Here is a 13,632-nt window from a genome sequence, read left to right as displayed (position 1 = left end):
CCGCAGCCCGCAGCCCGCAGCCCGCAGCCCGCAGCCCGCAGCCCGCAGCCCGCAGCCCGCAGCCCGCAGCCCGCAGCCCGCAGCCCGCAGCCCGCAGCCCGCACGTCGTCGGCGTACGGTCGCCGGCCTGAGGCCCTGCTTGTCCGCGCCTTCGGCGGCCTCTGAGCGACGGCAGCCCGTAACTCTGGTCAGGTCCTATACCCCGGCCGAAGGGGCAGGGGCGGCAGCCCGTCGTATGGTCCCCGAGCTGCGGCCTCCACTCTTCCCTCGGTCACGGTTGCGCCCCGCGAACCGATAAGGCGACAAACGGCCGATGGCCCAGAGAGCCGCAGCCGTGAGGGCGACCGCCGCCAGCAGGGCAGCTTTCGTCGGCGTCCCTGCGGTTTCCGCCGTGTGGGCCGCCTCCTCGGATCGGGTGGGATCCGCGCGGCTCGGCGGGTGGGGGACGCCGAAGATCGGGAGCAAGCGCGAGTGGCCGCCGTGGAGCATTGACGGGGGGAGGAGTGAGAGCGGGTTCAAGTAATCCTTTCCGCGGCGTAGGCCCCAGTGGAGGCACGGTCCGCGGCAGTGAAAGGGGCCGCGCTGGAGGACGGCAACTGCTTGGCCCGCCCTGACGCGGGTGCCTTTCCGTACGGTCGCGCGCACCGGTTCATAGGTGGTGCGCAAGGGGGGATGGCCTGAGCGGGGCAGTTCGATGGTGAGGACTCCCCGGCCGGCGACCGTCCCGGCGAAGGTCACGTTGCCAGGCGCCGCTGCGCGGACCGGCACCCCGGCGGATGCCGAGAGATCCACTCCGCGGTGCCCTGCCGCCCACGGCGACGGAGGCGGCTCCCATCCCCGGACGACCGTGGGCCGCAAGCCTGCCGGTCCGTCGACCGGCCACGCTCGGTCCCCCGCCCTCGCCGCCCTCGCCTCCGGCGTCGAGGGGGCGTCGTCCTCCCGTACACGCTCTGCAGGTCTACCCGTGGCGGCAACCCTGGCAGTGGCAGTGGCAGTGGCAGTAGCCGAGGCCGTGGTCGTGGCAAGGACCGTGGTTGACGTCGGTGGCGGAGCGGAGCGATCGGTGGGGGTGGCTGATGCGCGCCCCGGCCCCGGCCCAGCCGCTATGAGCGCTGCACCCACCGCTACGACCGCCCAGGCACTCGCCGCGCGCGACGGAAAGAAGCAGCTGGATCCGTACCGGATGGGTTCAGGCGTAAGCGCGCACCCTTTCGCCCGCGTGGTTGTACCGGCGGGAGCCGGCGGGACGGCGGCCGCCGGACGCGGCCAGGCGCCGGGTAAAGGGCGGAAATGGCGGAAGTGGACGCCAGCCGCGCCGCTCCTGGCTCTCTTCGAACTGATCCCCGAGCCGCCTGCTCCGGACGCTCCGGATCCTTGGAAGACTGTGGTTGAGCTGGAATGTTGTTGCATGTCTTGACGGTGGCGTACTCCGCCGCGGCGTGGGGATCTTGGTCTCTTGCTGTGGAAAACCTGCCGACTGTGGACAACGGTGTCACCCGCCCGGGGCACGAAAAGGTGCGTGTCGCCCAGTGCATCCGCTGTCCCGTACACTTCTTGTGGCGATCCGGGTCACCGGGTCGACTTCGCACGCCCCGCCATCAGTGCACCAGTCCCTCTCGGGCAGCACGGTGGCCGCGCTCCTCGGTCCTCGGAAGGTTCCGCAAGGTTCCTTCCTCGGCAGGCGCGTAGGGACGTCAGGCACCGCGGCCGACCGGCCGCAGTGGAACCGAGTACAACAAGGAGTACGGCCATGGCCGTCGTCACGATGCGGGAGCTGCTGGAGAGCGGCGTCCACTTCGGGCACCAGACCCGGCGCTGGAACCCGAAGATGAAGCGCTTCATCTTCACCGAGCGCAACGGCATCTACATCATCGACCTGCTCCAGTCGCTGTCGTACATCGACCGCGCCTACGAGTTCGTCAAGGAGACCGTCGCCCACGGCGGCTCGGTCATGTTCGTCGGCACGAAGAAGCAGGCCCAGGAGGCCATTGCCGAGCAGGCGACCCGCGTGGGCATGCCCTACGTGAACCAGCGCTGGCTCGGCGGCATGCTGACCAACTTCTCGACCGTCTACAAGCGCCTGCAGCGCCTGAAGGAGCTCGAGCAGATCGACTTCGAGGATGTGGCCGCCTCCGGCCTCACCAAGAAGGAGCTCCTCGTCCTCTCCCGCGAGAAGGCCAAGCTGGAGAAGACCCTCGGCGGTATCCGCGAGATGCAGAAGGTGCCCAGCGCCGTCTGGATCGTGGACACCAAGAAGGAGCACATCGCCGTCGGCGAGGCGCGCAAGCTCAACATCCCGGTCGTCGCGATCCTCGACACCAACTGTGACCCCGACGAGGTCGACTACAAGATCCCGGGCAACGACGACGCGATCCGCTCCGTCACCCTGCTCACCCGCGTGATCGCCGACGCTGTCGCCGAGGGCCTCATCGCCCGTTCCGGTGCCGCGACCGGCGACCAGAAGCCCGGCGACAAGGCTGCCGCCGAGCCGCTGGCCGAGTGGGAGCGCGACCTGCTCGAGGGCGAGAAGAAGGCCGACTCCGAGGACGCGGCTGAGAAGCCCGCCGAGGCCGCTGCCGCCGAGGCGCCGGCTGCCGAGGCTGCCCCGGCCGCCGAGGCCGTCGAGGCCGAGAAGCCGGCGGCGGACGCCGAGCAGGCCTGACCTCAGTACCGGTTGAGGACGGCGGGGGCCGGCGCCACGAGCGCCGCCCCCGCCGTCCACCCGTAGATCTTTCGACTGTCGAGATTTCGAGAAGAGATTCACAGACCATGGCGAACTACACCGCCGCTGACGTCAAGAAGCTCCGCGAGCTCACCGGCGCCGGCATGATGGACTGCAAGAAGGCCCTGGACGAGGCCGACGGCAACGTCGACAAGGCCGTGGAGATCCTGCGCGTCAAGGGCCAGAAGGGCGTCGCCAAGCGCGAGAGCCGCTCGGCCGAGAACGGTGCCGTCGTCTCCCTGATCGCCGAGGACAAGTCCGCCGGCGTTCTGCTCGAGCTGAAGTGCGAGACGGACTTCGTCGCCAAGGGTGACAAGTTCCAGGCCGTCGCCAACACGCTCGCCGCGCACGTCGCCAAGACGAAGCCCGCCGACCTGGAGGCGCTGCTCGCCTCCGAGATCGAGGCCGGCAAGACCGTCCAGGCGTACGTGGACGAGGCCAACGCCACCCTCGGCGAGAAGATCGTCCTGGACCGCTTCGCGCAGTTCACCGACGGCTTCGTGGCCGCGTACATGCACCGCACCATGCCCGACCTCCCGCCGCAGGTCGGCGTCCTGGTCGAGCTGGACAAGGAGAACGCCGAGGTCGCCAAGGACGTCGCGCAGCACATCGCGGCCTTCGCGCCGAAGTTCCTGTCCAAGGACGACATCCCGGCCGACGTCGTCGAGAACGAGCGCCGCGTCGCCGAGGCCACCGCGAAGGAGGAGGGCAAGCCCGAGGCCGCCCTTCCGAAGATCGTCGAGGGTCGCGTCAACGGCTTCTTCAAGGAGAACACGCTGCTCGCGCAGCCGTTCGCCAAGGACAACAAGAAGACCGTCCAGAAGGTTCTGGACGAGGCCGGTGTCACGCTGAAGCGCTTCGCGCGCATCCGCGTCGGCGCCTGAGCCTGCCGCGAAGGCAGCGAATGACCTGCGACCCCGCTAGGGTCGTACGCAGTCGGCCGCTCACCGGCCGGCCGCAGATGTGACGAGGAGGCCATTGCCGCACAGGGATCTGACCCAGACCCACGGCAATGGCCTTCTTCGTATGTGCACGAGGAGAGCTCAATGAATCACGGTGCCGATGGCGCGGACACAGACAAAGCCGTTCACGGCGGCAGGCAACGGTTCCTGCTGAAGCTGTCGGGCGAGGCATTCGCCGGCGGCGGCGGACTGGGCGTCGACCCCGACGTCGTGCACGCCATGGCCCGCGAGATCGCCGCCGTGGTGCGTGAGGGATACGAGATCGCCATCGTGATCGGCGGCGGCAACTTCTTCCGCGGCGCCGAACTCCAGCAGCGCGGCATGGACCGGGCACGCTCCGACTACATGGGCATGCTCGGCACGGTCATGAATTGCCTGGCCCTCCAGGACTTCCTGGAGAAGGAGGGCATCGACTCCCGCGTCCAGACCGCCATCACCATGGGCCAGGTCGCGGAGCCGTACATCCCGCTGCGTGCGGTGCGCCACCTGGAGAAGGGCCGGGTCGTCATCTTCGGCGCCGGCATGGGCATGCCGTACTTCTCCACCGACACCACCGCCGCCCAGCGCGCCCTGGAGATCGACGCCGAGGCCATGCTGATGGGCAAGAACGGTGTGGACGGGGTCTACGACTCCGACCCCAAGAAGAACCCGGACGCGGTCAAGTTCGACGCCCTCGAATACGGCGAGGTCATCACCCGCGACCTGAAGATCGCCGATGCCACCGCCATCACCCTGTGCCGCGACAACAAGCTCCCGATCCTCGTCTTCGAACTGCTCGCCGAGGGCAACATCGCGCGCGCGGTGAAGGGTGAGAAGATCGGCACGCTCGTCAGCGATCAGGGCACCCGGGCCTGACGGCCCCAACTGCCGTGATTCCGTACGGGCATCGGCCTGTACGGGCGGCAACTCCCGGCCGGGGGAAGACCCCGGTTCGGGGATGGACAACCGCCTGCCGGTCGGACACCGTGCAGGAGAAGACGCGCGGCAGGGGCGAGGCTCTGCTTCTTACCGACAAGACCAGGAGCAAGTGGTGATCGAAGAGATCCTCCTCGAGGCCGAGGAGAAGATGGAGAAGGCCGTCGTGGTCGCCAAGGAGGACTTCGCCGCGATCCGCACCGGGCGTGCGCACCCGGCGATGTTCAACAAGATCGTGGCGGACTACTACGGCGCCTTGACGCCGATCAACCAGTTGGCGTCGTTCTCGGTTCCCGAACCGCGGATGGCCGTGGTGACCCCGTTCGACAAGAGCGCGATGCGCAACATCGAGCAGGCCATCCGCGACTCCGACCTCGGCGTCAACCCGAGCAACGACGGCAACATCATCCGTGTGACGTTCCCCGAACTCACCGAGGAGCGTCGCCGGGAGTACATCAAGGTCGCCAAGACCAAGGGCGAGGACGCGAAGATCTCGATCCGCAGCGTGCGCCGCAAGGCCAAGGAAACCCTCGACAAGCTCGTCAAGGACAAGGAGTCCGGCGAGGACGAGGTGCGCCGCGCGGAGAAGGAGCTCGACGACACCACCGCGAAGTACGTCGCGCAGGTGGACGAGCTGCTCAAGCACAAGGAATCCGAGCTCCTCGAGGTCTGATGAACGAGTCATCCTGGGGGACCCCGCCCGGCGCCGGTCGCTGGGGACCACCCGATCAGGGCCCGGCCGCCGCACTGCGCGGGGCGGCGCCCCCCGCCCCGGCGGGTCCCGTGCACGACGCGGGCGACGCGGCGCAGACTCGGCCCATGCCCATCGTGCCCGACGCAGGCGGACACCAGGACGACGACCGGGACCCCCGGGACATCCGGGACGACCGGGAGCACCGGGACGACCGGGGGGCTGCTCGGCTGAGCGGCCCCCTGTTCCGCGACGAAAAGCCGCAGGAGCCCATGCCCACCTCTTTCCCCGGTCCTTCCGGGCCCGAGAGCCCGCAGAACCGAGAGAAGCCGCAGAAGAAGAGCGCGGGCCGTAATCTGCGGGCCGCGATAGGGGTCGGCGTCGGCCTCGGTGTGGTCATCGCTGCCTCCCTCTTCTTCTACAAGCCCCTGTTCATCGGCGTGATAGCGATCGCCGTTGTCGTGGGCCTGTGGGAGCTGACCTCGCGGCTGGCCGAGCGCAAGGACATCCGCGTACCGCTGGTGCCGCTCGCGGTCGGCGGCACCGCCATGATCATCGCCGGGTATGTGCGGGGTGCCGAGGGTGCGTGGGTGGCGATGGCGCTCACCGCGCTGGCCGTCCTCGTCTGGCGGATGACGGACGCGCCCGAGAACTACCTGCGGGACGTCACCGCCGGAATCTTCGCGGCGTTCTACGTGCCGTTCCTCGCGACGTTCGTGGCCCTGATGCTCGCCGCCGAGGACGACGGCCCGCAGCGGGTGCTGACGTTCCTGCTGCTGACGGTCGTCAGCGACACCGGCGCGTACGCGGTCGGCTGGCGCTTCGGCAAGAACAAGCTCGCGCCGCGCATCAGCCCCGGCAAGACCCGCGAGGGACTCCTGGGCGCGGTGGCGTTCGCGATGGTCGCCGGCGCGCTGTGCATGGAGTTCCTGATCAACGACGGTGCCTGGTGGCAGGGCCTGCTGCTCGGCCTCGCGGTCGCGGCCAGCGCCACCCTCGGCGATCTCGGTGAATCCATGATCAAGCGCGACCTGGGGATCAAGGACATGGGCACCCTGCTGCCCGGCCACGGCGGCATCATGGACCGCCTCGACTCCCTGCTGCCGACCGCCCCGGTCGTCTGGCTCCTGTTCGTCATCTTCGTGGGCTCCGGCTGACGGGACGGGCAGACAACCGGAAAGCAGCTGGAAACAGCAGGACAGAGCAGGAAGAGACCGCCCGAGCGATTCCGCCGGGCGGTTTCTCGTGGTTGCGGGCGGGGTGTGTCTTCCGCGCCGGGCCCTGCTTCGGGCGGGGGCGGGATAGCTGCCTGTAGGTCGGACGACCTGTGGAGGCACGGACGGACGCTCGTTCGCGGGGCGGATGCATGTCGGCGAACATCTCCGCAGGAAACAGCGCTCCACGGTGCTCGACCCCGAACGCGACCACACTCCTGGCCGGGCTCAACTCCCGGCACGTGGTCCACTCAACCGGCCCGAACCGTCTCCCCGACCCACTCCGCTTGAACCACGAAACGAGTCCGGCCCCACCGCGAGGTCATCAGGATCGAGGCGGACGAGATCCCGACACGGATCACACGCACAGAATTCCCCTTCGCTGAGGGCCTGCCAGCGAACATGAATGGTTGACTTATCGAGTTCCCGGTTTGGGAAGTCAAGTTGATTTTTCAAGTGATTCGGCGGGGGCGTTGGTGGGGAAAGCAGCGGGTGCATCTGCCAGAGAAGTTCGGCTTCTGGAGCGGTGGCTCAACCGGTTGTGTGTAGGTCGTCTTCGGATTGTCCGAGGCTGACCAATGGCCGCCCAACAAGGGCCCCAGCGGAACTGAGCTGCTGCCCGTCACGGGCGTCAATCTGCGACACTTGTAGAGGAATGCAAGCGCCGCAGCGCTGATAGCAGCGGTAGGCATCAGCCTCGCTGATCACGGTTAACCGGCCCCGCCGGACGAGGGTCGGGCGCCGTCCACGAGTGCTGTTGCGGCAGGCCACGAGAAAGCTGTGCGGCTCGTGGCGCCCTGCTCCCCGAAGAGGGGACACGAGCCCACACTGCATTCGGCCCTGGTACCCAAAGCGACACGACGGCTCGATCTCACCATCACGTGGGAGGCATGCGATGCCATTCATCGACATCAAGGTGATCGCGGGAGTGTTCACGCCCGAAGAGAAGCAGAAGATGGTCAAAGATGTCTCCGAGGCGTTGATCGCCATCGAAGGCGAGGCAATGCGACCGGTGACGCATGTCGCGATCACCGAAACACCCAGCGGCGAATGGGCAGTCGGTGGCCAGGCCCTGACAGCCGCAGACGTTCAGGCCAAGAGGGCGGGCTAGCCCAACCGGTAGGTGTCTTCGGGTTCCTGCCTGTCGCAAGGCAGCAGTACATCCCATCGCTGCTGCGGCTGGTCTCAGATTCGAGCAATGAGGGTCATGAAGGAACGCCGCTCGATGAAGTGGTCGAAGGCCGGCTGTACCTCGCCGTCCACCCGATCGACGCCGCAGATGTAGAGCTCGGGGCGGTTCGACAGCAGCTCGAAATCCCGCATGGCGTCCTCGAAGCGGCACAGCACGCCGGGCTCGGAGGCGGAGTCGATGATCAGCGAGTGGCTGTGCAGAGCGATGGGTGTCCGGCGAGCCCAGTCCACTACGGCTTCGTCCGAGACGTCGTCCAGTCCCAGTGAGCGGTGTGGCAGGTCTCGCCAGTCGATGCCACTACCTGCCCATGGCAGCGTGCTGAGGTACGCATGGAACTGAGTGGGCAGAAACGTGGGCTGTACCTCCGCACCATGCTTGCGGAGCCACGGTTCGATCTCATTGATGCGCATGATCGAGAGGCTAGGGCGACTTCCCCCGTCGTCCCACTGCCTCACGAGAGGTGATCCGCGGCGGCCGAGGCCCTGGGGGCGGCAGCAGCACCTCACGGCGACGGATGGCGTCCCGGGCCGTCCCTGGGCCGTGCGAGGTCGGCCACCGGCGGCAGAGGGCCTCACGGGGTGACCGGACCCACCTCGCTCCGGCCCGGGCCGGAGCGAGACGATCTGCCACACTGGACGGACCATGCCTGCACCCGGAGAACTCACCTTTGTCGCGCCGCGCGGGGCCAAGAAGCCGCCGCGGCACCTTGCCGATCTTGAACCTGTCGAGCGCCGTGAGGCGGTTGCCGCGATCGGTGAGAAGCCGTTTCGCGCCAAGCAGCTGTCGCAGCACTACTTCGCCCGTTATGCGCACGACCCGGCGCAGTGGACCGACATTCCGGCGGCGGCGCGCGAGAAGCTGGCGGCCGAGCTGCTGCCCGACCTGATGAACGTGGTGCGGCACATCTCGTGCGACGACGACACCACCCGCAAGACGCTGTGGAAGCTGCACGACGGCACGCTCGTCGAGTCCGTGCTGATGCGCTACCCGGACCGGGTCACCATGTGCATCTCCTCGCAGGCCGGCTGCGGCATGAACTGCCCGTTCTGCGCCACCGGCCAGGCGGGGCTGGACCGCAACCTCTCGACCGCCGAGATCGTGCACCAGATCGTCGACGGGATGCGGGCGCTGCGGGACGGCGAGGTGCCGGGCGGGCCGGCGCGGCTGTCGAACATCGTCTTCATGGGGATGGGCGAGCCGCTGGCCAACTACAAGCGGGTGGTCGGCGCCGTCCGGCGGCTGACGGACCCCGAGCCGGACGGGCTGGGCCTGTCCCAGCGGGGTATCACCGTTTCCACCGTCGGCCTGGTGCCGGCGATGCTGCGGTTCGCCGACGAGGGGTTCAAGTGCCGGCTCGCGGTGTCGCTGCACGCCCCGGACGACGAGCTGCGGGACGAGCTGGTGCCCGTCAACACCCGCTGGAAGGTCCGCGAGGTGCTGGACGCGGCCTGGGAGTACGCGGAGAAGTCCGGGCGTCGTATCTCCATCGAGTACGCGCTGATCCGGGACATCAATGACCAGGCGTGGCGCGGTGACCTGCTGGGACGGCTGCTCAAGGGCAAGCGCGTCCATGTCAACCTGATCCCGCTGAACCCGACGCCCGGCTCGAAGTGGACCGCCTCGCGGCCCGAGGACGAGCGGGCGTTCGTCCAGGCCATCGAGGCGCACGGCGTCCCGGTGACCGTGCGGGACACCCGTGGTCAGGAGATCGACGGGGCCTGCGGACAGCTCGCGGCCTCGGAACGCTGACCGCTCGCTGGTACCGTGTGATCGAACAAATGCACATTCCGACAGGGGAGCGCCACAGCGCTGAGAGTGCGGTCGCGTCGTAGTCATACGGTGCCCGCAGACCCTTGAACCTCGCCCGGGTCATTCCGGGTAGGAAGTTCGGTCGTCACTCATGCTGTTGCGCCCCGCCCCGGTCCGTCCGCCGTACGTCCTGCGACGTCTTCTGCGGTGGGCTCCGGGCGGGGCCGCGTCTCTTCCTGGCCAGCCAGGAGGAAATCAGTGAGCACCACCAGCAAGGTCATCGCGACCGCGCTCGCCGCCGCGGTCGGTATGACCGTCCTCGCCGGATGCGGCGGCTCGGACGGCGGCAGCGGGAGCGCCGCGGACGCCAAGACCGTGACGCTCGTCAGCCACGACTCCTTCAACGTGTCGAAGTCGGTGCTCGCCGCGTTCGAGAAGGAGAGCGGCTACAAGGTCAAGATGCTCAAGGGCGGCGATGCCGGGAAGGCCGTCAACCAGGCGATCCTGTCCAAGGACAACCCGCAGGGCGATGTGTTCTTCGGCATCGACAACACCCTGCTCTCGCGTGGCCTGGACGAGGGCATCTTCAGCCCGTACAAGGCCAAGGGCCTGGACAGCGTCCCGGGCGAGCTCCAGCTCGACAAGGCCGAGCACCGCGTCACCCCCCTCGACTACGGCGACATCTGCGTCAACTACGACCGCGCCTACTTCGAGAAGCACAAGATCGCGCCGCCGAAGAGCTTCGACGATCTGATCAAGCCCGAGTACAAGGGGCTGCTCCTGACGGAGAACGCCGCGACGTCCTCGCCGGGCCTCGCCTTCCAGCTCGGCACCATCGCGAAGTACGGCGCCGACGGCTGGCAGGACTACTGGAAGAAGCTCAAGGCCAACGGCGTCGAGGTCGTCGACGGCTGGGAGCAGGCGTACTACGAGCGGTTCACGGGCTCGGCCGCCGCCAAGGGCAAGGGCGACAAGCCGCTGGTGGTCTCCTACGCGTCCAGCCCGCCGGCCGAGGTCCTCGGCAAGAAGCCGCAGCCCGAGCAGGCGCCGACCGGCGTCGCGACCGGCACCTGCTTCCGCCAGGTCGAATTCGGCGGCCTGCTCAAGGGTGCGAAGAACGAGAAGGGCGGCAAGGCGCTGCTGGACTTCCTGCTGAGCAAGCAGTTCCAGGAGGACGTGCCGCTGCAGATGTTCGTCAACCCGGCCCGCAAGGACGCCGAGCTGCCGGAGCTGTTCACCAAGTACGGCGCGACGATCGACAAGCCGGCGACGCTCGCCCCGGAGAAGATCACCGAGAACCGCGAACAGTGGATCAAGCAGTGGTCCTCGCTCGTACTGAAGTAGCCCGTGGCCGGCGCGGGAACACCGCGCGGGGAACGGCGGTGCGGCTCGGCCTGATGGCCCTGCCGCTCGCCTTCTTCGCGCTGTTCTTCGCCTACCCCGTCGTCTCGATCGTCGGACGGGGGCTGAAGGACGGCGGGCAGTGGCAGCTCTCCCGGATCGGTGAGGTGCTCGGCGATCCGGACCTGCTGCACGTCCTGTGGTTCACCGTCTGGCAGGCGGCCGCCTCCACCGCGCTGACGCTGCTGATCGCGCTGCCCGGCGCGTATGTCTTCGCGCGCTTCGACTTCCCCGGCAAACAGCTGCTGCGGGCCGTCGTGATGGTGCCGTTCGTGCTGCCGACCGTGGTCGTCGGCTCGGCCTTCCTCGCCCTGGTCGGGCGCGGCGGCCTGCTGGACGACCTGTGGGGCGTACGGCTGGACACCTCGGTGTGGGCGATCCTGCTGGCGCACGTCTTCTTCAACTACGCGGTGGTCGTACGGACCGTCGGCGGCCTGTGGGGGCAGCTCGACCCCCGTCAGGAAGAGGCCGCCCGGGTGCTGGGCGCCGGACGGTTCGCGGCCTGGCGGCGGGTGACGCTGCCCGCGCTGGGGCCGGCCGTCGCGGCCGCCGCGCTGATGGTCTTCCTCTTCACCTTCACCTCCTTCGGGGTGGTGCAGATCCTGGGCGGGCCCACCTTCTCCACGCTGGAGGTGGAGATCTACCGGCAGACCGCCGACTTCCTGGACCTGCCGACCGCCGCGGTCCTCACCATGATCCAGTTCACCGCGGTCCTGGGCCTGCTGTCGCTGCACGCCTGGACGGTGCGCCGCCGGGAGTCCGCCCTGCGGCTCGTCGACGCGTCGCAGACCGCGCGCCGGCCGCGCGGCGCCGGCCAGTGGGCGCTGCTGTGGAGCACGCTCGCCGTCATCGCCGTCCTGCTCATCGCTCCGCTGCTGGTCCTCGCGGAGCGCTCGTTCGCCGGGCCGGACGGCTACAGCGCGGTCTTCTACGAGACGCTGGGATCGGCCGCGACCGCCGACAGCACCTTCGCTGTCCCCCCCCTCGAAGCGCTCTGGAACTCCCTCGCCTACGCGGCCGTCGCGACGTTGATCGCGCTGGTGGTCGGCGGTCTGGCGGCGGCCGCACTCACCCTCCCCGCATCGCGCGGCCGTGCGGCGGGCAAGGTCCCCACGGCCGGCCGGCTCGTCCGCGGGTTCGACGCGCTGCTGATGCTGCCGCTAGGGGTCTCGGCGGTGACCGTCGGCTTCGGATTCCTGATCACGCTCGACAGGCCGCCGCTCGACCTGCGCTCCTCGTGGTGGCTGGTGCCGCTCGCCCAGGCGCTGGTCGGGGTGCCGTTCGTGGTCCGGACGATGCTGCCCGTACTGCGGGCGGTGGACGGCCGGCTGCGGGAGGCGGCCGCGGTGCTCGGCGCCTCACCCTGGCGGGTGTGGCGCGAGGTGGACCTGCCGATGGTGCGGCGGGCGCTGCTGATCGCCGCCGGCTTCGCCTTCGCCGTATCGCTCGGCGAGTTCGGGGCCACGGTCTTCATCGCGCGGCCGGACCAGCCGACCCTGCCGGTGGCCGTCGCCCGGCTGCTGGGGCGGGCCGGCGAGCAGAACTACGGGCAGGCGATGGCCCTGTCGACCATCTTGATGGTGGTGTGCGCCTGCGCCCTGCTGGCCCTGGAGCGCCTCCGCCTCCGCCCCCGGCCCCGCACGGGCCCGGCCGGGGGAACCCCCATCGACCACACCGGGGAGTTCTAGATGACCGCACAGGACCTGGCCGCAGGTCGGGAGTTGCTGCAACTGGGCGGGGTGACCGTCCGGTTCGACACCTCCGGTGAGCGGCCCGCGCTGAACGCGGTGGATCTGGACGTCTCCGCCCACGAGATCGTGTGTGTCCTGGGGCCGAGCGGCAGCGGGAAGTCCACTCTGCTGCGGGTCGTCGCGGGACTGCAACAGGCCGACGCGGGGCGGGTGTTGCTGGAGGGGCGGGACCAGGCGGGAGTGCCCACGCACCGGCGCGGGGTCGGCATGATGTTCCAGGACCACCAGCTCTTCCCGCAGCGTGACGTCGCCGGCAATGTCGCCTTCGGGCTGCGGATGCGGCGTGCCTCGCGGGCCGACCAGGAGCGTACGGTCGCCGAACTGCTCGACCTCGTCGGGCTGCCGGGCGCCCAGCGGCGCGCCGTGGCCTCGCTGTCCGGCGGTGAACAGCAGCGCGTCGCTTTGGCCCGCGCGCTCGCCCCGCGCCCCCGGCTGCTGATGCTCGACGAGCCGCTCGGGCAGCTCGACCGCGGGCTGCGTGAGCGCCTGGTCGTCGAACTGCGGCGGCTCTTCAAGGAGTTGGGGACGACCGTGCTCGCCGTCACGCACGACCAGGGCGAGGCGTTCGCGCTCGCCGACCGGGTCGTGGTGATGCAGGACGGGCGCATCGCGCAGACCGGCACCCCGCTGGAGGTCTGGCAGCGGCCCGCAACCGCCTTCGTCGCCCGCTTCCTCGGCTTCGACAACGTGGTCGATGCGACGGTGCAGGGCGAGGCCGCCGCCACACCCTGGGGCAAGGTGCCGGTCCCGGACGGTACCCCGGACGGCCCGTGCCGCCTTCTCGTCCGCCCGGCCGGGGTGCGGCTGACTCCCGCCGAGGAGGGCCTGACCTGCACGGTCACGGCCCGTACATTCCGCGGCACCCATGTCGCCCTGCTGCTCCAGCCGGCCGGCGCGCCCTCGCTGGAGGCGGCGTGCGCGCTCCGGGACGCGCCGGAGAGCGGGGAGCGGGTGGGCGTCGCCTTCGCCGCGGAGGATGTCGTGGTGCTGGACGCCTCGGCGGAGTAGGGGAGCGGAGCGGGAGGGAGCCGGTTC

12 protein-coding genes and 1 riboswitch are annotated in these 13,632 nt (G+C 69.4%); of the genes, 10 read left to right on the top strand and 2 right to left on the bottom strand.

What is annotated here, in order from left to right; all coding sequences use genetic code 11:
• Nucleotides 1-195 precede the first annotated feature (195 nt).
• Complete coding sequence (locus tag ACH4FH_RS19960; protein WP_398557200.1) at nt 196-1,410, bottom strand: M23 family metallopeptidase; 1,215 nt, start codon at nt 1,408-1,410, stop codon at nt 196-198.
• 340 nt (nt 1,411-1,750) lie between these two features.
• On the opposite strand from ACH4FH_RS19960, the gene rpsB reads away from it, so the two are divergent.
• The 6 genes from rpsB (at nt 1,751) to ACH4FH_RS19930 (ending at nt 7,615) form a co-directional block, all read left to right on the top strand.
• Nucleotides 1,751-2,662 carry a 30S ribosomal protein S2 gene (rpsB, locus tag ACH4FH_RS19955; protein WP_398557199.1) on the top strand — a complete coding sequence of 304 codons (912 nt, stop codon included), beginning with the start codon at nt 1,751-1,753 and terminating at the stop codon, nt 2,660-2,662.
• 107 nt (nt 2,663-2,769) lie between these two features.
• A complete protein-coding gene (tsf, locus tag ACH4FH_RS19950) occupies nt 2,770-3,606 on the top strand; it encodes a translation elongation factor Ts (RefSeq protein ID WP_398557198.1) in 837 nt (278 codons plus the stop codon).
• Nucleotides 3,607-3,768: 162 nt separating this feature from the next.
• Nucleotides 3,769-4,539 (top strand): UMP kinase, encoded by a 771-nt coding sequence (gene pyrH / locus ACH4FH_RS19945; RefSeq protein WP_393895634.1) that lies wholly within the window; start codon nt 3,769-3,771, stop codon nt 4,537-4,539.
• A gap of 175 nt (nt 4,540-4,714) precedes the next feature.
• Nucleotides 4,715-5,272, top strand: coding sequence for a ribosome recycling factor (gene frr, locus ACH4FH_RS19940; RefSeq protein ID WP_398557197.1), 558 nt, complete (start codon nt 4,715-4,717; stop codon nt 5,270-5,272).
• On the top strand, nt 5,272-6,447 hold the full coding sequence (locus tag ACH4FH_RS19935) for a phosphatidate cytidylyltransferase (protein ID WP_398557196.1): 1,176 nt from the start codon (nt 5,272-5,274) through the stop codon (nt 6,445-6,447). Before frr ends, ACH4FH_RS19935 begins: the two co-directional genes overlap by 1 nt.
• A gap of 952 nt (nt 6,448-7,399) precedes the next feature.
• Complete coding sequence (locus ACH4FH_RS19930) at nt 7,400-7,615, top strand: 4-oxalocrotonate tautomerase family protein (RefSeq protein WP_393895631.1); 216 nt, start codon at nt 7,400-7,402, stop codon at nt 7,613-7,615.
• A 74-nt stretch (nt 7,616-7,689) separates the two neighbouring features.
• Here ACH4FH_RS19930 and ACH4FH_RS19925 read toward each other — a convergent pair whose 3' ends face one another.
• Nucleotides 7,690-8,106 (bottom strand): hypothetical protein, encoded by a 417-nt coding sequence (locus ACH4FH_RS19925; RefSeq protein ID WP_398557195.1) that lies wholly within the window; start codon nt 8,104-8,106, stop codon nt 7,690-7,692.
• 232 nt (nt 8,107-8,338) lie between these two features.
• On the opposite strand from ACH4FH_RS19925, the gene rlmN reads away from it, so the two are divergent.
• The 4 genes from rlmN (at nt 8,339) to ACH4FH_RS19905 (ending at nt 13,605) form a co-directional block, all read left to right on the top strand.
• Entirely contained in the window at nt 8,339-9,445 is a 1,107-nt protein-coding gene (gene rlmN / locus ACH4FH_RS19920; RefSeq protein ID WP_398557194.1) for a 23S rRNA (adenine(2503)-C(2))-methyltransferase RlmN, read from the top strand.
• 33 nt (nt 9,446-9,478) lie between these two features.
• Nucleotides 9,479-9,599, top strand: a riboswitch (TPP riboswitch).
• Between the two features lie 104 nt (nt 9,600-9,703).
• Nucleotides 9,704-10,789 (top strand): thiamine ABC transporter substrate binding subunit, encoded by a 1,086-nt coding sequence (locus tag ACH4FH_RS19915; RefSeq protein WP_398557193.1) that lies wholly within the window; start codon nt 9,704-9,706, stop codon nt 10,787-10,789.
• A 38-nt stretch (nt 10,790-10,827) separates the two neighbouring features.
• Entirely contained in the window at nt 10,828-12,534 is a 1,707-nt protein-coding gene (locus ACH4FH_RS19910; protein ID WP_398557192.1) for an ABC transporter permease, read from the top strand.
• Entirely contained in the window at nt 12,535-13,605 is a 1,071-nt protein-coding gene (locus ACH4FH_RS19905) for an ABC transporter ATP-binding protein (protein WP_398557191.1), read from the top strand. It begins immediately after the preceding gene.
• Nucleotides 13,606-13,632 lie beyond the last annotated feature (27 nt).

The sequence above is a fragment of the Streptomyces sp. NPDC017993 genome, from assembly GCF_044328065.1.
Taxonomy (GTDB): Bacteria; Actinomycetota; Actinomycetes; order Streptomycetales; family Streptomycetaceae; genus Streptomyces.
The sequence above is the reverse complement of the archived record's forward strand: the minus strand, read 5'-3'. Positions and strand labels throughout refer to the sequence as shown.